Here is a 22,915-nt window from a genome sequence, read left to right on the forward strand (position 1 = left end):
ACCAGACTCCGGTTCATGTTCACCCGTGTAAGGGAAGACCGCCCCGCGCTTGGGTACGGGCGGTTCGGAGGGTTCGCGCTGCTCTGGCTCGCCTCCGTCACCTCCGCGCTCGGCAACGGGATGCGGTGGGTGGCGCTGCCGCTGCTCGCCGCGGGGCAGTCCGGCGACCCGTGGACGATCTCGCTCATCGCCGCGGCCGAGGAGCTGCCCTGGCTGCTGTTCGGGCTGCTCTCGGGCGTCCTCGCGGACCGGTTCGACCGCCGGCGCCTCGCGCTCGGCGCCGATCTGGGCCGGGCCGCGGTGATGGTGGCGTTCACGGTCGCCGTGGCCTGCGGCTTCGCGCCGGTCGGGCTGATCGTGGTCCTCGGGTTCGTGCTGACCTGCGGTGACACGGTCGCCGCCCCGGCCCTCGCCGGGCTGCTCCCGGCCGTCGTGCCGCCGGTGGAGCGGCCCGCCGCCAACGGCCGCCTGCTCGCCGGAGTCCAGATCACCGACACGCTCATCGGGTCCACGGCGGGCGCCGCGCTCTTCGCCGCCGCGGCCGTGCTGCCGTTCGCCGTCGACGCCGCGACGTTCCTGGCCTCGGCCGCCTGCCTGATCCTGCTGCGCGTCCCGGCCCCAAGCGTCCCGGCCCCAAGCGTCCCGGCCCCAAGCGTCCCAGCTTCAAGCGTCCAGGCCTCAAGCGTTCCGGCTTCAGGCACCCCAGCCCCGAGCGTCTCGGCTCCAAGCGCCCCGGGTTCAAGCGCGCCGGGTTCAAGCGCGCCGGCTCCAATCGACCCGCGGCCCGGGCGCGGCGGCGGCATCCGGGCCGGGATCACCGCGGGGCTGCGGCTCATGTGGGCCGACCCGGCGGTGCGCGGGCTGTGTCTGCTGCAGGCGGTGACCAGCGTGGCGTACGCGGGCATCGTCGCCGTCCTCGTGCTGTTCGCGACCCGCGTGCTCGGGTTCGGGCCGGCCGGGTTCGGGCTGCTGCTCGCCGTGTACGCGGTCGGCGGCGTGGCCGGGGGCGTCGCCGCCGGGCGGCTCGCCCGGTGGCTGGGGCCGCGGCGGTGCCTGGTCGTGGCGGTCGCCGGCACCGCGGTGTGTGTCGCGGCGCTCGGCGGGGCGCGCGGGACGGCCGTGGCCGTGGCCGCGGCGGGGCTGCTCGGGGTGGCGACGACGCTCGGCGACGCGCTCGCGGCCACGCTGCGCCAGGCGCTCGTGCCGGACGCCTACATCGGCCGCGTCACCAGCGCGTTCCGCATCGTCGGCCGCGGCGCGGCCCCGGTGGGCGCGCTCGCCGCGGGAGCGCTGGCCCACGCGTACGGGCTGCGGACCCCGTTCTACGCCGGCGCGATCCTCGTCGCCGCCGGGCTCGCGGCCTTCACACCGCTACTGCGAAAGGCCACCGTCAGCCCGGCACGACGGGCGTGAGCGCCGCTGCTGTAAACAGCGCCACCGTCGGCCCGGCACGAGCGGTGTGACAGCCGCGCTGAACAGGCGGCTCACCCCGACAACGAGAAGCTCACCACCAGCCCTGGCGTTTCGCCCAGCCCAGCAGCGTCGCCGACATGACCGCCATCAGCAGCAGCACCGCGACCAGGTGGTTGACCTGGGTGTGGTCGCTGACGATGAGGTTCATGCCATACACCGACGAGACCGCGGTGATGGGCAGGGTGATCGCCGCGATCACCGCCAGCCGCTCGGCCGCGATCGTCATCTTCGTGTCGGTGCGGGCCTTGTAGAACTCGATGACGCCCTGGAGGTACTCCCGCTCCCCGTCGGCCACGCTGCGGACCCGGCCGAACTGGTCCACCACGTCGGTCACGAGGTGCTGGGCGTCGGGCGGCACGGCGGCGCGGGGCAGGGTCGCCATGCGGCCGTAGATCGCGCCGCCCAGCGCCGCCATGGTGCGGACCGCCAGCAGCCCGTGGCGGGCCTGGAACAGCTCCTCGAGGAACTGCTCCGGGTTGCCGAGGTGCCCGGCCGTCACGCGCTGCTCGAGCCGCCACACCTCGGCGGTGACGTCCTCGACCATGGTCTCCTGCAGGCGGGTGATGGCCGAGACGATCGCGTAGGACAGCTCGAACGCCGAGGCCGGCGCGAACCGGCCGGACTCGATGCGCCGCAGCACGTCGCGGGTCTGGCGCAGGGGCACGTCCGGGGGCACCGCGGGGTTGACCGGGCCGTGGACCGTCACGAGGTACCGCGGGCCGATGAACTGGTCCAGCTCGATGTAGTGCACGTGCCCGCGGGCGCCGAAGTGGGGCGCGTGCAGGATCACGAAGACGTGGTCCGGGTACGGGTGGATCTTCGGCACCCGGTTGCGCACGGCGGCGTCGCGCAGGGCGAGGGGATGGAACCCGAACGCGTCGCGCAGCACGTGCGCGGCGTCCTCGTCGCACGTGGCGATGTCGACCCAGACGAAGCCGTCCTCGCGGGCCAGCAGCGCCGGCAGCTCCTCCGGCGTGTGCGTGCTGACAGCGCTGCCAGTGCTGACCGCGCCGGCGGTGCTGTCAGCACTGACAGGGCCGGGCCGGACCAACCGGACGTCCATGCGCGCAGCATGCCAGCGATCACCCGCACCCGCCAGAGGACGCGGACGAACGCACGGTCAGCGCCGCGGCGGCCGGCTGCTGGCCGTACCACAGGCAGAACATCAGAACCGTCCAGATCTTGCGCGAATGGTCTGCCCCGCCCCGGCGGTGCGCGGCCAGCAGCCGCTGCACGTGGGCGATGTCGAGGAGATGGTCGACGTCCGCCGCCGCGAGCACGTCGCCGGCCCACTCCCCGACGCGCCCGCGCAGCCACACCCGGGTCGGGGTCGGGAAGCCGAGCTTGCGCCGGGTCACCACCGCGTCCGGGACGAGGCCGCGCACCGCCTCGCGCAGCGCGTGCTTCGTCGCGTGCGGGCTCACCTTGAGCTGCGGCGGCAGGGCGGCGGCCGCGGCGTACACCGCACGGTCGAGGAACGGCACCCGCAGCTCCAGCGAGTGCGCCATCGACATCCGGTCGGCCTTCGTGAGGATGTCGCCGGGCAGCCAGGTGTGCAGGTCGACGTACTGCATCGCGCTCACGTCGTCCAGCCCCGCCGCCGCGGCGTAGAGCGGCCCGGTGACCGTGGTGTGCGGGTCGGCGGGGCCGCGCATGAGGAGCGCCTTCTCCGCCGGGCCGAAGATGCGGGCGTTGCCGTAGTACCGCTCGCCGATCGGGGTCGTCGCGCGCTCGAGGAAGCTCTTGCCGCGCACCCCCTCGGGCAGCACGCCGGCGACCGCGCGCAGGCCGCGGCGCACCGGGTCGGGCAGGCCCGCGACGCGCGCGAGGGCGGCCGGCTCGCGGTAGATCTCGTAGCCGCCGAAGAGCTCGTCGGCGCCCTCGCCGGACAGCACCACCGTGACGTCCTGGGCGGCGGTGCGGCACAGGAAGTACAACGGGACGATCGCGGGATCGGCGACCGGGTCGTCGAGGTGCCACACGATGCGGGGCAGCGCCTCGATGACGTCGTCGTCGCGCACCAGGGTCGCCTTGAGCCGCACGCCGAGCGCCGCGGCGGTCTGCGAGGCCGCCTCGATCTCGCTGTACCGCGCGTCGTCGAACCCCGCCGTGTAGGCGCACAGGTCCGGGTGGCGCTCCCGGGCCAGCGCGACGACGGCGGAGGAGTCGACGCCGCTGGACAGGAACGCGCCCAGCGGCACCTCCGACTGCAGGTGCGCGTGGACGCTGTCGCGCAGCGCCGCGCGGATCGCCGCGACCGCCTCGGCCTCCGGGCGCGGCACGGGGCGCAGGGTGTGGCCGAAGTACCGCCGCGCGACCGGCCGCTCGCCCGGCCGGCACGTGAGCGTGTGTCCCGCGGCGAGCCGGTGCACGGCGGGGTGCAGGGTCGCGGGCTCCGGGACGTACTGCAGCGTCAGGTAGTGCGACAGCGCCGCCGTGGCGATCCGCCGGGCCCCGCCGGCGAAGGGCAGCAGCGCCTTCTTCTCGCTCGCCAGGTACAGGCCGTCGGGGGTCTGCAGGTGGTACAGCGGCTTGATCCCGAACGGGTCCCGGATCGCGTGCAGCGTCCCGGTCGCGGCGTCCCACAGCACCGCCGCGAACATGCCCCGCAGCCGGCGCACCGCCGACGGCCCCCAGTGGTGGAACGCCGCGGCGAGGACCTCCGCCTCCCCCTCGGTGGCGAAGGTCGCGCCGTGCTCGGCCGCCAGCTGGGCGCGCAGCTGCCGATAGTTGTAGAGCTCGCCGTTGAAGACCACGGTCCAGGTCTTGTACCGGCAGGGCTGGTGACTGCCCGCCCGGTCGATGATCGCCAGGCGGGTGAAGCCGAACACGGCACCGTCGGCGGCGACGAGCGCCGTCTCGTCCGGGCCGCGGTGCCCGAGCCGCTGCAGCGCGGCGGCGAGCGCGTCCCGGTCGGCGGTCCCGTCGCAGCTGAGGAACACCAGGAGTCCACACATGGCGGGGACGGTAGGAATCCGCCGGTTGGGAACCGGTGAAGAACCCGTTGCCGGATCGAAACCCGAACCCGATTTCGCAGGTTCCTCACATTCGGCGGGTCACAATGGCCGGGATGAGCGCACGAATCCTGGTCGCCGACGACGACCCGAAGCAGGCCGAGCTGATCCGGCTCTACCTGGAGCGCGACGGTCACAGCGTGCTCACGGTGCACAACGGCCGGGCCGCCCTGGAGCAGTGCCGCTCCCGCAAGCCGGATCTGCTGGTCCTCGACGTCATGATGCCGCAGGTCGACGGCCTCGACGTGTGCCGGATCATGCGGGCCGAGTCCAGCGTGGCGATCCTGCTCGTCACCGCCCGCTCCACCGAGGACGACCTGCTGCTGGGCCTGGACCTCGGGGCCGACGACTACATGACCAAGCCGGTCAGCCCGCGCGAGCTCGCCGCCCGGGTCCGGGCCCTGCTGCGCCGCTCCGGCATCGGCAGCCCCGGCCACCAGCGGGTGCTCACCGTCGGTGACCTCGTCGTGGACGCCGGGCGCTTCGAGGTGCGCGTCGCCGGGGAGACGATCGTGCTCACCGCGAAGGAGTTCGGCATCCTGGAGCTGCTCGCCGGCGAGCCCGGCCGCGTGTTCACCCGGGGCGAGATCATCAACCGGGTGTTCGGCTTCGAGCGCGACGTGTCCGAGCGCACCGTGGACGCGCACGTGGTCAACCTGCGCCGCAAGCTGGAGGCGGAGCCCGTGCAGCCGCGGTACGTGCAGACGGTGTACGGCCGCGGCTACCGGCTGGCGGAGCAGGCCCTCCCGGACGGGCGGCCGTGAGCTTCCGCCTGCGCGTGTTCCTGCTGACGCTGGTCGTCGCCGTGGTGGCGACCGGGGCGACGGCCTGGTTCAGCCTGCGGTTCATGGCCCAGCAGATCGACCGCTCGCAGCAGGAGGCGACCCGGCACGTGGCCGACATCGCCGACACCGTGCGCGCGTACGGCCGCCGCCACGGCACCTGGGCCGGGGTCTCCGAGCGGGTCCGGCAGCTCTCGGCCGACAACAAGCAGCGCATCCGCCTGGTCAACCTCTACGGGCAGGTGACCGTCGACAGCGACAACCTGGCCAAGCGGGCCGCCCGCCCGGTCGTCGGCGCCCCCACCCTGATCAACCCGCGCCCGGCGCTGGCCCTCGACCCGCGCCAGATGGGCCTCATCGCCGCCAAGGCCGACGGGCTCGTCCTGGACGAGCTGGCCAGGTACCGGCGGGCGACCGTCTACGCCCGGTGCCTCACCGACATCGGGCAGGAGCCGCCGCCGGTGACCCCGGACGCGTACGGCATCCCGCTGCCCTCCGCCGAGCCGGAAGGCGGCGAGTGCGCCACCCAGGCCCGCGACGCCCAGGAGTACGCCCAGGCCGACGACAGCACCGCGGTCACCAACTGCCGCAGCGCCGCCGACCACGGCGCCTGCCTGGTGCAGGCCTTCGGCAACCAGGTGGAGACGTTCGCGCCGGAGCCGCTGCAGCTGTTCCTCGGCGCCGTCGACGACGACGCGGTGACCCTGCTCGGCCGCCCGACCGCGGGGGCGATCGGCGCCGTGCTGGTGCTGTCGGTGATCGGCACCGCGCTCGTCGCCCGGCAGCTGGCCCGGCCGCTGCGCTCGCTCACGACCGCCTCCCGCCGCCTCGCCGACGGCCACCTCGACACCCGCGTGACGAGCACCGGCCGGGACGAGGTCGGGGAGCTCTCGCGCTCGTTCAACCGCATGGCCGAGGCGCTCGAGGGCGCCGAGACGGCCCAGCGGCGCCTGCTCGCCGGCGTGGCCCACGAGCTGCGCACGCCGATGTCGAACGTGCTCGGATACCTCGAGGCCCTCCAGGACGGCGTGGTGCCCCCGTCGCGGGAGCTGTTCTCCTCGCTGCACGAGGAGGTCCTGCTGCAGCGGCGCATCCTCGACGACCTGCAGGACCTGACGCTGGCGGAGGCGGGCCACCTCGCGTACCGCCGCACCGGCTTCGACCTCGCCGAGCTCGTCGAGGTCAGCCGCGTCGCCCACCTCGCCGTCGCCGAGCACGGCGGCGTCCGGCTCACCGCCGAGGCGGCCGGCCCGCTGCCCGTCCACGGCGACCAGGACCGGCTGCGGCAGGTGCTGGGCAACCTGGTGACGAACGCGCTGCGGTACACCGATCCGGGCGGCGCGGTCGTCCTGCGCGCCTTCCCGCTGCCGGGCCGCGCCGTGGTGGAGGTGCGCGACACGGGCTGCGGCATCGCCCCGGCCGACCTGCCCTTCGTGTTCCAGCGCTTCTGGCGCGCGGACCCGGCGCGGGACCGCGAGACGGGCGGCAGCGGCCTGGGCCTGACCATCGCCCGGCAGATCGTGCTCGACCACGACGGCGCCATCGAGGTGACCAGCACCCCGGGCGAGGGTTCGGTCTTCCGCGTGACGTTCCCGCTGCGGGCGGGCTGACGCGGCTCACACCTCGACGTGGGAGCCCATGATCACGGTGCGGTCGCGGGGCAGGCAGAAGTGCTCCGCGGCGTCGGCGGTGATGTACGACGTGGCGATGAAGAGCCGCTTGCGCCAGGCCGCCATCGTCGGGGTGTCGCCGCGGCGCAGCTCGATCTTCGACAGGAAGTACGACGCCTGCTCCAGGTCCAGGGAGCCCTCGGTGCGGGCGGGGTCGAGCAGGCCCAGCGCGGCCGGGAGGTTCTGGGTGTCCATGTAGCCGTAGCGGACGGTCACGAAGACGATGCCGTCGTTGGCGTAGCCGAGGTCGTCCATCGTCACGCGCTCCTCGTCGGGGACGCGGGGGACCGGCTGCGTCTCGATCGACAGGATGAGCACGTGCTCGTGCCGGACGTGGTTGTGCTCGACGTTCGCGCGCATGGCCAGCGGTGCGGACTCCTTGCCGCGGTTGAGGAACACCGAGGTGCCGGGGACCCTCGTCAGGGCCTTGTCGGCGTGCAGGCCGTCGATGAACTCGCGCAGCGAGCCCTCCTGGAAGCGGCGCCGGGCGGTGACGATCGAGCGGCCCCGCTGCCAGGTCGTCATCACCGTGAACGCGGTCAGCGCGATGAGCAGCGGCAGCCAGGCGCCGTGGACGATCTTGGTCAGGTTGGCCGCCACGAACAGCAGGTCGACGGCGAGCAGGATCGCGCCGCCGGAGTACAGCAGCCAGGTGGGTGTCCGCCAGGTCCGGCTCGCGATGTAGAGGAACATGAGCGTGGTGATGGTGATGGTGCCGGTGACCGTCATGCCGTAGGCGTAGGCCAGGGCGGCGGAGCTGCGGAACGCGAACACCAGGGTGAGGACCGAGACCATGAGCAGCCAGTTGATCCACGGCACGTAGATCTGCCCGATCTGCTGGGCCGAGGTGTGCGCGACCCGCAGCCGCGGCAGGTAGCCCAGCTGGGCGGCCTGGGACGCGACCGAGTACGCGCCGGTGATGACGGCCTGCGCGGCGATCACCGTCGCCGCGGTGGCCAGCAGCACCAGCGGCAGCCGCAGCCAGGACGGCACGAGCAGGAAGAACGGGCCGGCGATGTTGGCCGGGTCGTCCAGGATGAGCGCGCCCTGGCCGAGGTAGCTCAGCGTGCACGCGGGCAGGACCAGCCACAGCCAGCCCGCGGCGATCGCGCGGCGGCCGAAGTGGCCCATGTCGGCGTACAGGGCCTCGGCGCCCGTCACCGAGAGCACGATGGCGGCCAGGGCGAAGAAGGCGATGCCGAAGTGCCCGGCGAGGAACTCGATCGCGTAGGCGGGCGAGAGCGCCTTGAGGATCGCCGGGTGGCGCGTGACGCCGGCGATGCCGAACCCGCCGATGGTGACGAACCAGGCGACCATCACCGGGCCGAAGACCTTGCCGACGGCCTCGGTGCCGCGCCGCTGCACCAGGAACAGCACCACGATGATGACCGCGGTCAGGGGCACGACGACCTCGTCCAGCGACGGCTGCACCAGCTTCAGGCCCTCGACCGCGCTCAGCACCGAGATGGCCGGCGTGATGATGCTGTCGCCGAAGAACAGGGCGGCGCCGAAGATGCCCAGGCCGGCCAGTGTCATCGCGGCCCTGCGGCTCTGGCCGGTGACCCGGCGGCGCAGGAGGGTGATGAGGGCCATGATGCCGCCCTCGCCGTCGTTGTCGATGCGCATGGCCAGCAGCACGTACGTGACCGTGACGACGATCATGACGGACCAGAAGAGCGTCGAGACCACGCCGTACACGTTGGCGTCGCTGACCGGGACCGGGTGCGGGTCGCCCGGGTTGAACACCGTCTGCAGGGTGTAGATCGGGCTCGTGCCGATGTCGCCGAAGACGACGCCGAGGGCGCCGATGACGAGGGCGACACTGAACTTCTGTGGCTGTGCGCTCACGCCGTGATACCCCCTCGGGACCAGTATCGGCCCCGAGGAGGCGGTTCGCGGCGTTTAGCTGGATACGAAGGCGCGGACCTGGGTGAGCACGGCGGTGTCGGTGAGGTACGTGAGGTGGTTCTCGCAGGGGACGTACGTGTTCGTCGCCCCGCTGAGCGCGGTGCTCGTGTACGGGATGATGACGCCGTCGCAGGGCGAGTACCAGGTCCGGTAGACGGTGCTGCCGGGCGTCTCGTCGCCGGCGCTGAGCGTCAGGATGAACGCCGAGCCCGGGTACATCTGCTGGCAGGTCACGAACACCAGGCACGCGCCCGCGGACGTGGTGCCGTGGTTCGCGCCGGCCAGCGACGCCAGGTGCGCCACGCTGGACGCGCCGCCGAGCTGCTTGAGGTACCAGAGGCTGACGAGGCCGCCCATCGAGTGGTTGACGATGTCGACCTTCGACCAGCCGGTGCGCGACTTGACCTGGTCGACGAAGGCCGCCAGGCCCTGCGCGTTGGTGATGTTGCTGCCGTAGGAGTTGTACTCGTAGGCGAACAGCTCGCCGCTGCTGTAGCCGGCGCCGCGGAACAGGGCCTCGGCGGTGACCCAGTTCGAGGCGCTGCCCGTGTAGCCGTGCACGAAGACGACCGGCCGGTGCGCGGTGGCGGCGTGCGCCCCGGTCGCGGGCAGGGCGAGCAGCGCCGTGGCGCACGCCAGCAGGAGCGCGAGGATTCGGCGCATCGATGGACCTCCTGGGGTTCGGGGGTGTGATGTGCATCGAAGCCTGCCGATCACCGGCCCGGTCGCGCATCGGTGAAATCGCCGGTGTCCTCAGGGCAGGACGCGGGCCAGCTCGGTGCGCGAGCGCACCCCCAGGCGGACGAAGATGTTGCGCAGGTGGTGCTCGACGGTCCGGGGGCTCACGAACAGCGCCGCGGCGACCTCGCGGTTGGTCGCGCCGCCGGCCACGAGCCGGGCGATGCGGGCCTGCTGGGCGGTGAGCGCCGGCGCGTCGGCGGGGGCGGGCTCGACGTGGTCGCCGGCGGCGCGCAGCTCGGCGGCGGCCCGGCGGGTCCAGGGGCCGGCCTCGTACCGCTCGAACGTGGCCAGGGCGCTGCGCAGGTGCTCCCGGGCCGCGGCGGGCCTGCGGCGGCGGCGCAGCTCCTCGCCGTAGAGCAGCTCCGTGCGCGCGCCCGGGAACGCCGAGTCGCCCGCCAGGTGCAGCCGCAGCGCCTCGCGGAAGCGCTCGTCGGCCTCGTCGTCGCCGGCCGCGAGCAGGCCGTGGCAGCGCGCCGACAACGCCAGCCAGGTCGGGTTCGCGGTCGCCGCGGCCCACACGTCGTAGGCGGCGAGGACCTCCCGGGCCGGGCCGGGGTCGCCGCCCCGCACGACCGCCTCCACCAGCGTCGGGATGGCCGGCACCTGGACGCCCAGGTGCCCCCGCCCCACCGCGGTCCGCATGACGCCCCAGAGCCGCCCGGCCGCGTCGGCGTGGCGGCCCTCGGCGACGTCGACGAGGCTCGCGGCCCACACGCACATGGCCCGGGCCTGGCTGTCGATGTCGCCGCCGGCCCGGGCCCGGCAGCGGCGCACCCAGCGCCGGCAGCCGTCCGCGTCGCCGAGCATCCCCGCGATCACCGCCAGCAGGCCGCAGCAGTTGTCGGCGACCGCGTCCTGCCCGGTGGCCGCGGCCAGGCGCAGCCCCTCGGCGGCCGTGGCGGCGGCGAGGTCGAGGTCGCCGAGGGCGAGCGCGGCGGTCGCGGCGGCCTCCTGGGCCAGCGGCTCGGTGGCTCGGTCGCCGACGCCCCGGGCCAGGCGGCCCGCTCGCACGGCCAGCCGGTGCGCGTCCTCGTCCCGCCCGGCGACGATCCCGGCCCAGGCGGCCCGCACGAGGACCGGCGGGTTGGCGCAGGCGGCGGCGAGCGCGACGGCCCGCCGCAGCGGGGCGGCGGCGCGGGCGGGGTCTCCGGCGTAGCCGGCGGCCATGCCCGCGACGTGCTCGAACAGCACCGCTTCGTCCGGGGCTTCGTCAGGGGCTTCGTCAAGGGCCTCGTCAGGGGCCTCGTCCGGGGCCGGGTCGCGGGTGGAGTCCGGCCCGGGGCGCAGGGCGAGGGCCCGCCGCGCCACCGCGGCGAACTCGTCGTGGCGGCCGGACGCGCCGAGCGCCTCTCCCGCGAGGGCGAGGGCGCGCAGGGCCCGCCTCCCGGGCAGCCGGGCGGCCGCGGCGAGCAGGGTGTGCCGGGCGTCGCCGTGCGCGCCGGTGCGCAGCTCGACCTCGCCGAGCAGCAGTTCCCGTTCCGCGTGCAGCGCCTCCGGTACCACGGGCGGGAACACGGCCCGCAACAGCAGCCGCGCCCGGTGCGGCTCGCCGCCGCGCCACGCCAGCCGGGCCGCGCCGAGGGTCCAGGCCGCCGCCCGGGCCGGGTCCGCGGTGAGCTCGGCCGCCCGCTGCAGCGCGGCGACGGCGGCGGTGCCGGCTCCGTCCGCCGCGAGGACGGCATCGGCTCCGTCCACCGCCAGGGCGGCATCGGCTCCGTCCGCCGCGAGGGCGGCATCGGCTCCGTCCGCCGCGAGGGCGGCATCGGCTCCGTCCGCCGCCAGGGCGGCCGCGGCGAGCTCGGCGGCCAGGGCGTCGTCGGGGCCGGTGGCGGTCGCGGCGCGGTGCAGCGCGGCCTCGCGGCGGTCGGCGACCAGGCTCGCCAGGCGGCGGTGGGCGGCGAGGCGGTCGGCCAGGCCGGCCTCGGCGTACACGACCTCGGCGAGCAGCGGCGGCACGAACCGGGCGCGGCCGTCCTCGACGTGGACGAGCTCGGCGTGCTCGGCCGGGGCCAGGTCGGCCGCCGGGTGGCCGGCCGCCGGGAGCAGGGCCGCGGGGCAGCTCGTGCCGGCGGCGCTGATGCGGGCCGCGGCGGCCGCGAGCACCAGGACGCGGCGGGTGTGCGGGGGCAGGGTGCGCAGGACGGCGCGGTACTCGCGGCTGAGTGGCCCGTCCCGTGGCGGCGTCGTGGGCGGGGCGGCCTCGCCGCGGCGCTGCTCGGCGGAGAGGGCCGCGGCCAGCTCGGTCAGGGCGCGCGGGTTGCCCGCGGCCCGCCCGGCGAGGACCCCGGCCACGTCGCCGGCGAGGCCCGGCACGGCCCCGGCGAGCAGCGACCGGCTGTCGCGGGGGTCGAGGAGGCCGAGGCGGCGGCGGGGCAGCCCGGCGAGCGCGGCCTCGCCGGCGGCCGCGCCGGGCGTGTCCCGCAGCGCGAACACGAGCGCGATCCGCTCGCCCCCGGCCCGCCGCGCGGCGACGGCGAGCGCGTCGAGCGAGGCCCGGTCGAGCGCGTGGGCGTCGTCGACGAGCACGAGGACCGGCCCGGCCCGCGCGGCGTCCCGCAGCGCGGCGAGCACCGCCAGTCCCGCCGCGAGCCGGTCCGGAGGCGGCTCGCCGTGTGCCGGACCGTGCGCCCCGGCCGGGTACGGCAGCCCCGCGAGGAGGCGGTGCAGGCCGGCGAGCGGGAGCGCGGACTCGGCGTGGCATCCGGTCACGGACAGGACCGTCGCGCAGCCGCCGGTGGCGGCTGGGCCACTCGCGGACACCGTCGAGAGGGGGTTGACGGCGGTGTCCGCGAGGGCGTTCAGGAGGGCCGTCCGGCCGATGCCGGGCGGGCCGGTCAGGACCAGGGCGCCGCCGTGGCCGTCGGTGGCGGCGCCGAGCAGGGCCGTGGCGGCGGCCAGGTCGTCGTCGCGGCCCCGGAGCCGAACTTTCTGCACGGTCGATGCAACAACCATGCCGATCAGTGTTACGCGCGGGTAACGCGCAGGGGAAGTGCGCGCGGGTTATTGCACTGGTTCCTGCACGTGCAGGACGTTGCTCACGCGGGCCAGGCGCAGGGTGCGGGTGACCCGTGGGCCGGGCGAGCGCAGGGTGAGCCGCCCGCCCGCGACGAACATGCGGCGGTGCACGTCCAGGAGCATGCCGATCGCGGCCGCGTCGACGAACGGGCACTCCGTGAGGTCGACGACGAGGTGGTCCGGCCCGAGATCCGCCGCCTCGTGGAGGAGGGCGGCGAAGCGCGGTACCGAGGCCGCGTCCAGTTCCTCGCGGATCACGATCTCGATCGTGGGGGTGGCCGCGTCGGCCGTGCCGCTGTGCATGTGCGTCTCCCGTCGTCGCCGGTGCCCACCTCTTCAGCGTTCGGCTCCGATGTGGCGAACCCTGCCCGGAACCGTGACGGTTGTGTGACTTCGGCGGCGCAAGCCCCCGGGCAGGGCCGGGGCAGGTGGTCGCCGGGCGGTCTCGCCCGGCATGATGCCCGTATGGCAGGCGTGCTGGTGATCGAGGACGACGACCGGATCCGGCTCTCGCTGGCGCTCGCGCTGGAGGACGAGGGCTACGCGGTCCGCGGCGCGGCGAGCGCGGAGGAGGGCCTGGTCGCGCAGCGCGAGGAGCCCGCCGACACGGTGCTCGTCGACCTGATGCTGCCCGGCGTCGACGGGTTCGAGTGCATCCGGCAGCTGCGCCGCGGCGACGACGTGCCGATCGTGGTCATCAGCGCGCGCGACGACACCCACGACATCGTCGCCGCGCTCGAGGCCGGGGCCGACGACTACCTGGTCAAGCCGGTCGCGGTGAAGGAGCTCTCGGCCCGGCTGCGGGCGCTGCGCCGGCGGGGGCGCACCGTGCAGGCGATGGCCAGCATGGCCTTCGGCGAGATGGAGATCCTCCCGGACGCGGGCGAGGTGCGCATCGCCGGCGAGCCGGTCGCCGTGACGCGCACCGAGTTCCGGCTGCTGTGCGAGCTGGCCGAGCACCCGGGGCAGGTGCTGAGCCGCCAGCAGCTGCTGCAGCGGGTGTGGGAGTACGAGATCGGCGACGAGCGGCTCGTGGACGTGCACGTCGGGCGGCTGCGGCAGAAGATCGAGCGGGACTCCAAGTCGCCGCGGTACCTCGTGACCGTGCGCGGCATGGGGTACAAGCTGCAGCGATGACCCGCCTGCGGCTGGGGCTGCGGACCCGGGTCGTCGCCGGGTTCGCGGCCGGCGCGCTGACCCTCTCCGCCTGCATGGCACTGGTCTCCTACGGGCTCACCCGCAACGAGCTCATCGGCGGCCGGGAGCGTTCGGCGGTCCGCTCGGCGACCTTCGACGCGCGGGTCGTGGCCGCCGGGCTGAACGCCGACAAGCCCGACATCGGCGGGATGCTGCGCACCCTGGACACCGGGGGCAACCGCCGGGTGCTCGTGTTCCACCTGGGCAGGTGGTACTCGCGCCACGCCGAGACCGCGTCCACCTCCGCCGTGCCGCAGAGCCTGCAGCGCCTCGTCGGCGAGTCGGGCCAGGGCATCCAGCGGGCGAGGCTGGACGGCTCGCCGGTGGTGATCGTGGGCATCCTGCTGTCGCCGGCCACCGCGCTGTACGAGATCGACTCCATGCGCGAGCTGGACCAGAACCTGCGCACCATCGGCTGGGTGCTCGCGCTGGTCGCCTCGGCCGTCGCGCTGGCCGGGGCGGGGCTGGGCTGGTACGCCACCCGCTACGTCCTGCGCCCCCTGCGCTCGGTCGCCACCGCGGCCCAGGGCATCAGCGCCGGCGACCTCGGCGCGCGGCTCGACCCCGCCACCGACCCCGACCTGGAGCCGCTGTCGACCTCGTTCAACGAGATGGTCGACCAGCTGGCCCGGCGCATCGAGCGGGACCGCCGCTTCGCCGCCGACGTCTCCCACGAGCTGCGCTCCCCGCTGCAGACCCTGGCCGCGTCGGCGAGCGTGCTGGAGCGCCGCCGCGACCGGCTCGATGAGCGCACCGCGACCGCGGCCGGCCTGGTCGTCGACGAGGTGGCCCGGTTCCAGCAGCTCGTCGACGACCTGCTGGAGCTGGCCCGCGGCGACCTGCCGGCCCAGCTGGAGCCGGCCGACGTCGCCGAGCTGGCCCGGCGCGCGGTGCAGCGCCGCGGCCTCGACCCGGCGATCGTGGACGCCGCCCAGCCGGGCGCGGGCGGCCTGCGGTGGAACGTCGACCGGCGCCGGCTCGAGCAGGTGCTCGTGAACCTGCTCGACAACGCGGTGACCCACGGCGGGGGACCGGTCGCGGTGCGGATCGAGACCGCCGGCCCCGACGGGGCGATCGAGGTCGACGACGACGGCCCCGGCGTCAACCCCGCCGACCGCGAGGTGATCTTCGACCGGTTCGAGCGGGGCCGCTCGGCCGGGGCCCGCGGCAGCTACACGGGCACGGGGCTGGGCCTGTCGCTGGTGGCGCAGCACGTGGCCGCCCACGGGGGCCGGGTGCTCGTGCTGGACCGGCCCGGGGGCGGCGCGCGGTTCCGGATCGAGCTGCCGGGGGTGCGGTGAAGCGCTGCGGCCTCGTGCTGTTCGCCCTGCTCGCGCTGTTCGCGCTGGGCGGGTGCGGGGTGCCGACCGAGGACTCCCCGCGGCCGATCGAGCCCTCGGTGGTCATCGGCTCCTACGAGGGCCCGATGGCGGTGACGTCGCCCGGCGCGGTCGTGGAGCGGCTGTTCTTCACGCGCGACAGCCAGCTCGTGCCCGTCGACCGGCGGGTGGCGACCGTCCCGGCGCCCCAGCGGCACCTCGACGACCTCGCCGCCGGCCCGACGGCGCAGGAGCGCGACGCGGGGGTCGACAGCGCGCTCGGCGGCACCTCCTACATCACGGGCGTAGAGCTGCACAACGGCACCGCCGTCGTCGGGCTCTCGGTCGACAACCCGATCCGCAACGACGAGACGCTCGCCTACGGGCAGATCGTGTGCACGCTCGCCGCCCGCGCCGACATCGTGGCCGTGCAGTTCACGCAGGACGGGCGGACGCTGGAGGTACCGCGGGGCGACGGCGCCCTCACCAGCGCGCCGCTCACCGAGGACGACTACGTGAGCCTCATCGCCGAGCGGTAGCCGCGGTCACCACGATGCTGAACCGGTCGATGCCGCGGATCAGCCGGGCCAGCTGCGCGAAGTCGACGGGCTTGCGGAAGTAGTGCTCGGCGGGCACCCCGAAGTCGCGCAGCATCCGCTCCTCCAGCGGCGAGCTGGTGAGCACGACGACGATCAGTCCGGCCAGCTCCGGCCGGCCCTGGATCCGGTCGAGCACGACGCGGCCGTCGACGCCGGGCAGGTTGAGGTCGAGCAGCAGGATGTCCGGGCGCGGGGCGTCCGCGTAGCGCCCGCGGCGCTCCAGGTAGTCGATCGCCTCGAGGCCGTCGCCGAGCACGGTGAGCGGGTTGCGCAGGCGGTGCTCGCGGAACTCGTCGATCGTGTACGCCACGTCGCCCGCGTCGTCCTCGACCAGCAGGATGTGCGCGAGGTCCATGGGCTCCCCCGGATGTTGCAGCAGTGCAAGAGTTTCGCCATACCGTAAGGGATGCGGCCCTGGTAAATCCACCCGCCGTGCCCCCCGCGGTGCCGTCACCCGTGCAACGATGGCGCGGTGACGACCGAGCCGCTCGTCGAGGCGCTGCTGGCGGTGAGCCGCAGCATGGTCGCGCTCGCCGCGCGCAACCTCACGGCGCACGGGGCGGACGTGACGCTGCCGCAGTACCGAACCTTGGTCCTGCTGGCCGGCGGCGGCCCGCAGCGCAGCGCGGTGCTGGCCCGCGAGCTCGGCGTGGCCCCGTCGACGCTGACCCGCATGTGAGACCGGCTCGTGCGCAAGTCGCTGATCCACCGCTTCCACCGGCACAACGACCGGCGGTCGATCTGGCTGGGCCTGACCCCGGCGGGCCGCGACCTCGTGGGCCACGTGATGCGCGCCCGGCGTCATGAGCTGGAGGCGATCGTACGGTCCGCGGGCCTGACGGCGGCCCCGCGCGACCTGACCCTGTTGCACGCGTTCGTGCGGGCCGCGGGCGAGCTGCCCGACGACGAGTGGTGGGGCCGCTGGGAGGCCTCGGCCGACCCGGTGGAGGGCGCGCAGGCCATGCGCACGAGCCGGCTCGCCCCGAAGCCGCTCGGCTAGCGGGTCTTGCCCTCCGTCCGCGGCCGCCGGACGCCGTCGACCTCGGTGCAGAGGCCGTAGACGCGCGCGTGGCTCGTCCAGCCGTTGACGTGGCCGTGGTTGTTGCTGATCTGCACGCGGCCTCCGGCGTGGTCGACGGCGCAGATCAGGTGGACGTACACCGTGCCGGACACCTTCGCCAGGACGATGTCGCCGCGCTCGACGGCCGCCGGGTGGACCGGGGCGACGGTGACCAGCGCGCGGCTGCGGATCAGCGGCGTCATCGAGTTGCCGGTCGGGCGGAATCGCACCGTCGCGCCGGCGGCCACGCGGGTGGCCATGAGATCGAGCATGCCCATCGTGGTCACCACTGTCCCGGGCCGGGCCGCTCAGGGCGACGGATTTTCGGCCCGGCGAGGCTTCACGGCGACGTCTTCTCGGCCCGGCGGTGCTTCACGGCGACGGTTTCCCGGCCCGGCGGTGCTTCACGGCGACGGTTTCCCGGCCCGGCGGTGCAGGAGCAGGGCCGTCAAGCACCCGGCGAGCAGGCCCCAGAAGGCGGAGCCGATGCCGAGGATCGTCATGCCGGACGCGGTCACCACGAACGTGACCACGGCCGCCTCGCGCCCCTGCGCCTCCGTGACCGCCGAGGCCAGCGACGAGCCCAGCGCCGGCAGCAGGGCCAGCCCCGCGACCGCCACGACCAGGATCGGCGGGGAGAGCAGGACGAGGGCCATGGCCAGCGACGCGCCGAGGCCGAGGGCGAGCTGGCCGCTGCCGAGGGCCACGGTGGCGATCCAGCGGCGGCGCGGGTCCGGGTGGGTGTCGGGGCCGGCGGTGAGGGCGGCGGTGATCGCGGCCAGGTTGACCGCGTGCCCGCCGAACGGGGCCGCGAGCGCGCTGGCCGCCCCGGTGGCGACGAGGAGCGGGCGTAGGGGCGGGGTGTAGCCGTACGTCGCCAGGACCGCCATCCCGGGCACGTTCTGGGCGGCCATGGTCACCAGGAACAGCGGGATCGCCAGGCTCACCACGACCGACGGGTTCAGCGTGGGCGCGGTCAGGATCGGGGCGGGCCGCAGCTCGGCGCCGCCCAGCGAGCCGCCGGGGCCGTGCACGGCGATCGCCGCGACGGCCGCGAGCAGGGCGCCCGGCACGGCCCACTGCCGCGCGAAGCGGAACAGTACCGCCCAGGTGAGCACGACCGGGGCGGCCAGCAGCGGCAGGTCGACCATCGCCCGCACCGGGGCCAGGCACAGGCTGAGGATCACCCCGGCGAGCATCGCGCCGGCGATCGGGCGCGGGATGGCGGCGATCGCCCGGGTCAGCCACGGGACCAGGCCCGCGAGGACCATGAGCGCGCCGCTGAGCAGGAACGCGCCCACGGCCGCCGGGAAGCCGCCCGGGACCGGGCCGGTCGCGGCGAGCAGGGCCGCGCCCGGGGTCGACCAGGCGATGGCGATCGGCATCCGGTACCGCCATCCGAGCCCGATCGCCGTGACCCCGATCGCCACGCAGACGGCGAGCAGCCCGGAGGCGGCCTGGGCCGGGGTGGCACCGACCGCGCGGAGCCCGGCGAGCACGACGGTGAACGAGCTCGCGTACCCGACGAGCGCGCTCACCAGCCCCGCGAGCACGGCCGGCAGCTCCCGCCGCAGCCGGTTGCGTGGCGCCGCCTGTTCCTCGCCCGCCGCCTCTTCCGCGCTCGCCGGTCGCTTCTTGCCCGTCGACTGTTCCGCGCTCGCCGGTCGCTTCTTGGCCGCCGACTGTTCCGCGCTCGCCGACTGTTCGCTCGCCGGTTGTTCCGTGCCTGCCGGTTGTTCCGTGCCCGGCGGCTGTTCCTCGTCCGCCGGTTGTTCCGCGCCCGGCCGCGGCTCCGGGGCGCCTGGCGGCTGGTCGCCGGTGGTGCCCGGAGCCGGTGGCCGCGTGGCCGGATGCCCTTCGCCGGTCGAGTCCGGGGGTGCCTGCCGCATGCGTGGGACCCTTCGCCGATCGTTCCGTAAACGGAACGCAACAATAGCCACATGAGCGCGAGCGGAACAAGCCGCCCCGGCGCCGAGTCCGCCGTGGGCGAGCGGCTGCGGCGGATGCGGGAGGCGCGCGGGCTCTCCCTGTCGGCCCTCGCGCGGGCGGCCGGCATCGGCAAGGCCACGCTGTCCGGCCTGGAGCACGGCACGCGCAACCCGACCCTGGAGACGTTGTACGCGGTGGCGGGAGCGCTGGGCGTACCGCTGACGGCTCTTGTCCTGAAGCCCGGTGATCCCCCGGCGGCCGCCGCCGACGTGCGAGGCGCGGCGGTCACCGCGACGCTGCTCGAGGTGTTCGAGGAGCCCGGCGCGACGTTCGAGCTGTTCTGGATGCGCGTGCGGCCCGGCGTGGCCCAGCGCTCCCCGGCCCACGCGCGCGGCGTGACCGAGCACATCACGGTCTACGGCGGGATGCTGCGGGCGGGCCCCGAGGATGCGCCCCGCACCGCCGGGGCGGGCGAGCACGTGACCTTCCGCGCCGACGTACCGCACGTCTACGAGGCGACGGGCCCCGACGAGGTGGTGGCGAACCTGCTGATCCGTTCGCCCCGCTGACGGTGCGCGCGGATGTGCCGCACGTCTACGAGGTGGTGGCATCTTGCCGGTCCGCTCGCCCCGCGGACGTGCCGCGCGTCTACGGGGTGGTGGCGCACCTGCTGATCCGCTCGCCCCCGCTGACGCAAGCGAGACGGGTTCCGTGCGTTTGTGAGGTGGTGGCGGACCTGCTGATCCGATCGCCTCGCTGACTCAGGCGGGACGCGTCCAGGGGCCGGGGCCGTCGGGCTCGGTCAGCGTGGCGATCACCGCGAGCAGCTCCGGCGGTTCGAGGCGCCCGTCCAGCCCGGCGAGCTCGGCCGGCTCGAGCCACGCGTGCCCGCGCAGGCTCAGCACCTCGTCCGGCAGCAGCCCGGTGCGCACCAGCGGCGGCGCCTCGGCGTCGAAGCGGGCGAGGAAGAACTGCTCGGGCCCGACGGTGCGGCGCCCGTTCCACCACATGTCGCGCTCGACGTCCACGAACCGGTCCAGCACCGCCGCGGCGTCGAGCCCGGTCTCCTCGCGGAGCTCCCGGCGCGCCGTGTCGAACGGCGACTCGCCCGGATCGATGCCCCCACCGGGCGGCTCCCACAGCAGCGAGCCGTCCGCGGGGTCCTGCCAGTGCAGCAGCAACACTCGCTGGGCCGCGTCCAGACACACCACGCGCGCGGCCGGGCGGCGGCGAGGCTCCGCGTTGTCCACGCGAAGACCCTATCGGCCCGGCGCGCGCCCCGCTGCCCCGCCGAAGCGCGCCGCGGCCGGGCTGCTCGCGCCGTTCCCGACGGCGACCAGCGCGCCGTTCCCGATGGCGACCCGATGGCGACCAGGGCGCCGTTCCCGATGGCGGCCAGTGCGCGGCGGGGCGGCGGTGAGCCGGGCATGTGCGCGGCGGGCGGCTCGTCGGCCCGAGGCCGGGTTTCAGGTGGAGCGGAGGGGACGTCAGCGCTCGCCTCGTCGTGGCGCTCGCGGTGCGCGTGATGGCTCTGTTCGCGATGGCGCGGCGGCGGCCGGCAGTCGTTGCCGTAAAACGAACATTTGCCACGTTTGCCGTCATATCCTGTGCCCAGCGCGGGTGATCAAGGGCGGTGACCGGATGCAGGATCAGCTCATCTTCGGCGTGGGCCGGCTGCTGTGTGCGCTGCCGCTGGCCGCCGTCGTCGAAACCGTCCGGCCGCTGCCGGTGCAGCCCGTCGGCGGTGCGGGCGGGGCGCTGCTCGGGGTGGCCGTGATCCGGGGGGCGGCGGTGCCCGTCGTCGACACCGCGGCGCTGCTCGGCGATCCGGGGGCGCCGCCCAGCCGGTTCGTCACCGTGGACACCCCGGGCGGGACCGTCGCGTTCGCGACCGGGCCGGTCGCCGGGGTGCGGTCCGTGGCCCGCTCGGCCGCGCAGCCCTCGCCGGTGGCCGGCGAGCTGGTGGAGGCGGTCGGGGTGCTCGACGGACGGCCACTGTTGTTCCTGAATCCCGAGTCGGCGCCGGTCCGGGGTGCCCGGGCCGAGGCGCGCGAAGGCGGCAGCCCCAAGCAGGCGCCGGTGTGGGGGGCTCGGGCCGAGGCGTGTGAGGACGGCAGTCCCGAGTCGGCGCCGGTGCGGGGCGGCCGGGCCGAGGCGTGTGAGGACGGCAGACCCGAGTCGGTGCCGGTGCGCGGGGCCGGGGCCGAGGCGCGCGGGGGCGACCGTGCCGCCGCGTGAGCAGGACGGCGTCGCGCGGCTGCGGCGGCTGCTCGCCGAGCGGCTCGGGATGGCGTTCGACGACAAGAAGGACGGGCTGCTCGCCGAGATCCTCCAGCAGCGGGCGACCCAGCACGGGCTGACCGATCGCGGCTACCTGGACCGGCTCACCACCGCGTGGACCGCCGAGCTGTCCGCGCTCGCCGAGGCGCTCACGGTCAACGAGACGTACTTCTTCCGCAACGTCGAGCAGTTCCGGGCGCTGGCCGACGTCGCCCTCCCGGCGCGGATGCGCGCCGGCGACGGGCGGCGGCGGCTCGATCTGCTGTCCGTGGGGTGCTCGACCGGCGAGGAGGCGTACAGCCTCGCGATGGTCGCCGCCGGCCGGGTGCCGCAGGCGTGGGACACCTCGATCATCGGGCTGGACGTGAATCGGAGGGCGCTGCGCAAGGCGATGGCCGGGCGCTACTCGCTGTGGTCCCTGCGCGAGACGCCCGAGAGCATGCGGCAGCAGTGGTTCCGCCCGGCCGGCGACGGGGTCGAGATCGACGCGCGGCTGCGCAACCGGGTCCGGTTCGTCGAGCACAACGTCGCGCGGGAGGAACCGGTGCTGTTCGCGCCGGGGATGTACGACATCGTGTTCTGCCGCAATCTGCTCATGTATCTCACGCCGGACACGGCGCGCACGGTGGTGGAGCGCATCACGCGGAGCCTGGTGCCCGGCGGCTTCCTGTTCCTGGGGCACACCGACACGCTCGGGCCGCGCCCCGAGGGGCTGGCCGTGCACCACTCGCACGGGACGTTCTACTACGAGCGCGTGGCGGTGGCGCCGCGGGCCCCCGAGCCGGTGCCGGCCGCCGGGCCGCCGCCGCGGGAGCGGGCCCTCGCGCTGCTGCGGCAGGAGCGGTTCGCCGACGCGCTCGACGTGCTCGACGCCGTCGCGGGGGCCGAGGCCGACCGGCCCGAGACGTGGCTCGTGCGCGGGTGCGCGCTGGCCGGGCTCGGGGACACCGGGCGGGCCGCGGACCTGTGCCGGCGGCTGCTGGACCGCGACGCGCTCTTCGCCGACGCGCATCAGTTGCTCGCCGACTGCCACGAGGGCGACGAGCAGCACGACGCCGCCCAGCGCCACCATCGCATCGCCGCGCAGCTCGATCCCGGCTTCGCGATCCCGCGGCTGCGCCTGGGGCTGCTGGCCCGGCGCGTCGGGGACCGGCGTACGGCGGAGGAGGAGCTCGATCAGGCGGTACACCTGCTGCGGGCGGAGTCCGAGGAGCGGATCGCGCTGTTCGGGGGCGGATTCGGCCGCGGCGCCCTGATCGCGCTGTGCCGGGCGGAACTGGCGGCGGTCTCGTGAGCGCCGTCGCGCCGCCGCGCACGGACGACCCGGCCGGGGCGCAGCCGGTGCCGGTGCAGGACCGGGGCACGCTCGAGCACCGGCTCGCCGAGCTGCGGGAGGAGTTCGACCGCTCGTTCGCCGACCCGCCCCGCTCGGCCGTCGCCGGCCACGACGACCTGCTGGCGATCCGGGCGGGCGGCGTGCGGTACGCGCTGCGCCTGACCCAGGCCGCCGGGCTGTTCCCCGACCGTCCCGTGACGCGGCTGCCGGGCCCGCTCGGCGCGCTGCTCGGGGTGGCGGGCTTCCGCGGCGCGATCGTGCCCGTGTACGACCTGGCGGCCGTGCTGGGCACGGGCGGTACCGCGGCCGGATCGGCGGACGGCGGCACCGGCCCGCGCTGGCTCGTGCTCGCGGCCGGGCAGCCGGCCGTCGCGCTCGCCTTCACCGAGCTCGACGGCCACCTGCGCATTCCCAGCGACGGGCTGGTCGAGGAGGCGGACGGCCACGGACCGCACGGATGCCTGCGCGGGATCGTGCCGCTGCCCGACGGAGCCCGTCCCATCGTCGACGTGCCGGCGGTGCGCGCCGCGGTCCGGGCCGCCGTCGACGCCGTCACCGGGCCGGCGCGGCACACCGAGGAACGGTAGGGCGG

The 22,915-nt window shown here is 75.3% G+C and carries 22 protein-coding genes; 12 read left to right on the forward strand and 10 right to left on the reverse strand.

Going from position 1 to position 22,915, the window contains the following annotated elements; genetic code table 11:
* The first annotated feature begins 15 nt into the window (after positions 1-15).
* A complete protein-coding gene (locus AC6JBM_RS07400) occupies positions 16-1,413 on the forward strand; it encodes an MFS transporter (RefSeq protein WP_497982844.1) in 1,398 nt (465 codons plus the stop codon).
* A 91-nt stretch (positions 1,414-1,504) separates the two neighbouring features.
* On the opposite strand, the gene AC6JBM_RS07405 is transcribed toward AC6JBM_RS07400, so the two are convergent.
* A complete protein-coding gene (locus AC6JBM_RS07405; protein ID WP_497982845.1) occupies positions 1,505-2,536 on the reverse strand; it encodes a magnesium transporter CorA family protein in 1,032 nt (343 codons plus the stop codon).
* Between the two features lie 19 nt (positions 2,537-2,555).
* On the reverse strand, positions 2,556-4,430 hold the full coding sequence (gene asnB, locus AC6JBM_RS07410; protein WP_497982846.1) for an asparagine synthase (glutamine-hydrolyzing): 1,875 nt from the start codon (positions 4,428-4,430) through the stop codon (positions 2,556-2,558).
* A gap of 113 nt (positions 4,431-4,543) precedes the next feature.
* Here asnB and AC6JBM_RS07415 point away from each other — a divergent pair, with 113 nt between their 5' ends.
* Positions 4,544-5,251 (forward strand): response regulator transcription factor, encoded by a 708-nt coding sequence (locus AC6JBM_RS07415; protein WP_433617587.1) that lies wholly within the window; start codon positions 4,544-4,546, stop codon positions 5,249-5,251.
* Positions 5,248-6,879, forward strand: coding sequence for a sensor histidine kinase (locus tag AC6JBM_RS07420; protein WP_497982847.1), 1,632 nt, complete (start codon positions 5,248-5,250; stop codon positions 6,877-6,879). Before AC6JBM_RS07415 ends, AC6JBM_RS07420 begins: the two co-directional genes overlap by 4 nt.
* A 6-nt stretch (positions 6,880-6,885) precedes the next feature.
* On the opposite strand, the gene AC6JBM_RS07425 is transcribed toward AC6JBM_RS07420, so the two are convergent.
* The 4 genes from AC6JBM_RS07425 to AC6JBM_RS07440 all read right to left on the reverse strand — a co-directional run bounded on the left by AC6JBM_RS07425 (position 6,886) and on the right by AC6JBM_RS07440 (position 12,906).
* Positions 6,886-8,787 (reverse strand): potassium transporter Kup, encoded by a 1,902-nt coding sequence (locus tag AC6JBM_RS07425; RefSeq protein ID WP_497982848.1) that lies wholly within the window; start codon positions 8,785-8,787, stop codon positions 6,886-6,888.
* Positions 8,788-8,841: 54 nt separating this feature from the next.
* A complete protein-coding gene (locus tag AC6JBM_RS07430; protein WP_497982849.1) occupies positions 8,842-9,510 on the reverse strand; it encodes an esterase/lipase family protein in 669 nt (222 codons plus the stop codon).
* A 90-nt stretch (positions 9,511-9,600) separates the two neighbouring features.
* Positions 9,601-12,540: an AAA family ATPase gene (locus AC6JBM_RS07435; protein ID WP_497982850.1), complete on the reverse strand. Its 2,940-nt coding sequence runs from the start codon at positions 12,538-12,540 to the stop codon at positions 9,601-9,603.
* 48 nt (positions 12,541-12,588) lie between these two features.
* The gene (locus AC6JBM_RS07440) at positions 12,589-12,906 is read right to left on the reverse strand and encodes an STAS domain-containing protein (protein ID WP_497982851.1); all 318 of its coding nucleotides are present in this window, start codon (positions 12,904-12,906) and stop codon (positions 12,589-12,591) included.
* A gap of 162 nt (positions 12,907-13,068) precedes the next feature.
* Here AC6JBM_RS07440 and AC6JBM_RS07445 point away from each other — a divergent pair, with 162 nt between their 5' ends.
* From AC6JBM_RS07445 to AC6JBM_RS07455, 3 genes are read left to right on the forward strand one after another with little or no spacing between them, the layout of a single operon-like run.
* On the forward strand, positions 13,069-13,740 hold the full coding sequence (locus AC6JBM_RS07445; protein WP_497982852.1) for a response regulator transcription factor: 672 nt from the start codon (positions 13,069-13,071) through the stop codon (positions 13,738-13,740).
* Positions 13,737-15,101 (forward strand): sensor histidine kinase, encoded by a 1,365-nt coding sequence (locus tag AC6JBM_RS07450; protein WP_497982853.1) that lies wholly within the window; start codon positions 13,737-13,739, stop codon positions 15,099-15,101. Before AC6JBM_RS07445 ends, AC6JBM_RS07450 begins: the two co-directional genes overlap by 4 nt.
* A complete protein-coding gene (locus AC6JBM_RS07455) occupies positions 15,098-15,658 on the forward strand; it encodes a GerMN domain-containing protein (protein WP_497982854.1) in 561 nt (186 codons plus the stop codon). The genes AC6JBM_RS07450 and AC6JBM_RS07455 overlap by 4 nt, the downstream gene beginning before the upstream one ends.
* On the opposite strand, the gene AC6JBM_RS07460 is transcribed toward AC6JBM_RS07455, so the two are convergent.
* The gene (locus tag AC6JBM_RS07460) at positions 15,642-16,073 is read right to left on the reverse strand and encodes a response regulator (RefSeq protein ID WP_497982855.1); all 432 of its coding nucleotides are present in this window, start codon (positions 16,071-16,073) and stop codon (positions 15,642-15,644) included. The genes AC6JBM_RS07455 and AC6JBM_RS07460 overlap by 17 nt on opposite strands.
* 117 nt (positions 16,074-16,190) lie before the next feature.
* Between AC6JBM_RS07460 and AC6JBM_RS07465 the strand changes: the two genes are divergently transcribed.
* Both AC6JBM_RS07465 and AC6JBM_RS07470 read left to right on the forward strand, forming a co-directional pair.
* The gene (locus AC6JBM_RS07465; RefSeq protein ID WP_497982856.1) at positions 16,191-16,397 is read left to right on the forward strand and encodes a winged helix DNA-binding protein; all 207 of its coding nucleotides are present in this window, start codon (positions 16,191-16,193) and stop codon (positions 16,395-16,397) included.
* A gap of 9 nt (positions 16,398-16,406) precedes the next feature.
* The gene (locus AC6JBM_RS07470; RefSeq protein WP_497982857.1) at positions 16,407-16,718 is read left to right on the forward strand and encodes a hypothetical protein; all 312 of its coding nucleotides are present in this window, start codon (positions 16,407-16,409) and stop codon (positions 16,716-16,718) included.
* Here AC6JBM_RS07470 and AC6JBM_RS07475 read toward each other — a convergent pair.
* Both AC6JBM_RS07475 and AC6JBM_RS07480 read right to left on the reverse strand, forming a co-directional pair.
* On the reverse strand, positions 16,715-17,056 hold the full coding sequence (locus AC6JBM_RS07475; RefSeq protein WP_497982858.1) for a S24 family peptidase: 342 nt from the start codon (positions 17,054-17,056) through the stop codon (positions 16,715-16,717). The genes AC6JBM_RS07470 and AC6JBM_RS07475 overlap by 4 nt on opposite strands.
* Positions 17,057-17,182: 126 nt before the next feature.
* Positions 17,183-18,667, reverse strand: coding sequence for a benzoate/H(+) symporter BenE family transporter (locus tag AC6JBM_RS07480; protein WP_497982859.1), 1,485 nt, complete (start codon positions 18,665-18,667; stop codon positions 17,183-17,185).
* Positions 18,668-18,718: 51 nt separating this feature from the next.
* Here AC6JBM_RS07480 and AC6JBM_RS07485 point away from each other — a divergent pair, with 51 nt between their 5' ends.
* Complete coding sequence (locus AC6JBM_RS07485) at positions 18,719-19,276, forward strand: helix-turn-helix domain-containing protein (RefSeq protein WP_497982860.1); 558 nt, start codon at positions 18,719-18,721, stop codon at positions 19,274-19,276.
* Positions 19,277-19,468: 192 nt separating this feature from the next.
* On the opposite strand, the gene AC6JBM_RS07490 is transcribed toward AC6JBM_RS07485, so the two are convergent.
* Positions 19,469-19,957: an NUDIX hydrolase gene (locus AC6JBM_RS07490; protein WP_497982861.1), complete on the reverse strand. Its 489-nt coding sequence runs from the start codon at positions 19,955-19,957 to the stop codon at positions 19,469-19,471.
* A 391-nt stretch (positions 19,958-20,348) separates the two neighbouring features.
* Here AC6JBM_RS07490 and AC6JBM_RS07495 point away from each other — a divergent pair, with 391 nt between their 5' ends.
* Genes AC6JBM_RS07495 through AC6JBM_RS07505 form a run of 3 tightly spaced genes read left to right on the forward strand, consistent with a single transcriptional unit; the run spans position 20,349 to position 22,910 of the window.
* Positions 20,349-20,945, forward strand: a complete 597-nt coding sequence (locus AC6JBM_RS07495; protein ID WP_497982862.1) for a chemotaxis protein CheW — start codon at positions 20,349-20,351, stop codon at positions 20,943-20,945.
* Positions 20,932-22,281 carry a CheR family methyltransferase gene (locus tag AC6JBM_RS07500; RefSeq protein ID WP_497982863.1) on the forward strand — a complete coding sequence of 450 codons (1,350 nt, stop codon included), beginning with the start codon at positions 20,932-20,934 and terminating at the stop codon, positions 22,279-22,281. Before AC6JBM_RS07495 ends, AC6JBM_RS07500 begins: the two co-directional genes overlap by 14 nt.
* Positions 22,278-22,910 carry a chemotaxis protein CheW gene (locus tag AC6JBM_RS07505; RefSeq protein ID WP_497982864.1) on the forward strand — a complete coding sequence of 211 codons (633 nt, stop codon included), beginning with the start codon at positions 22,278-22,280 and terminating at the stop codon, positions 22,908-22,910. Before AC6JBM_RS07500 ends, AC6JBM_RS07505 begins: the two co-directional genes overlap by 4 nt.
* The last annotated feature ends 5 nt before the right edge of the window (positions 22,911-22,915 follow it).

It is taken from the genome of Dactylosporangium thailandense, assembly GCF_059739745.1.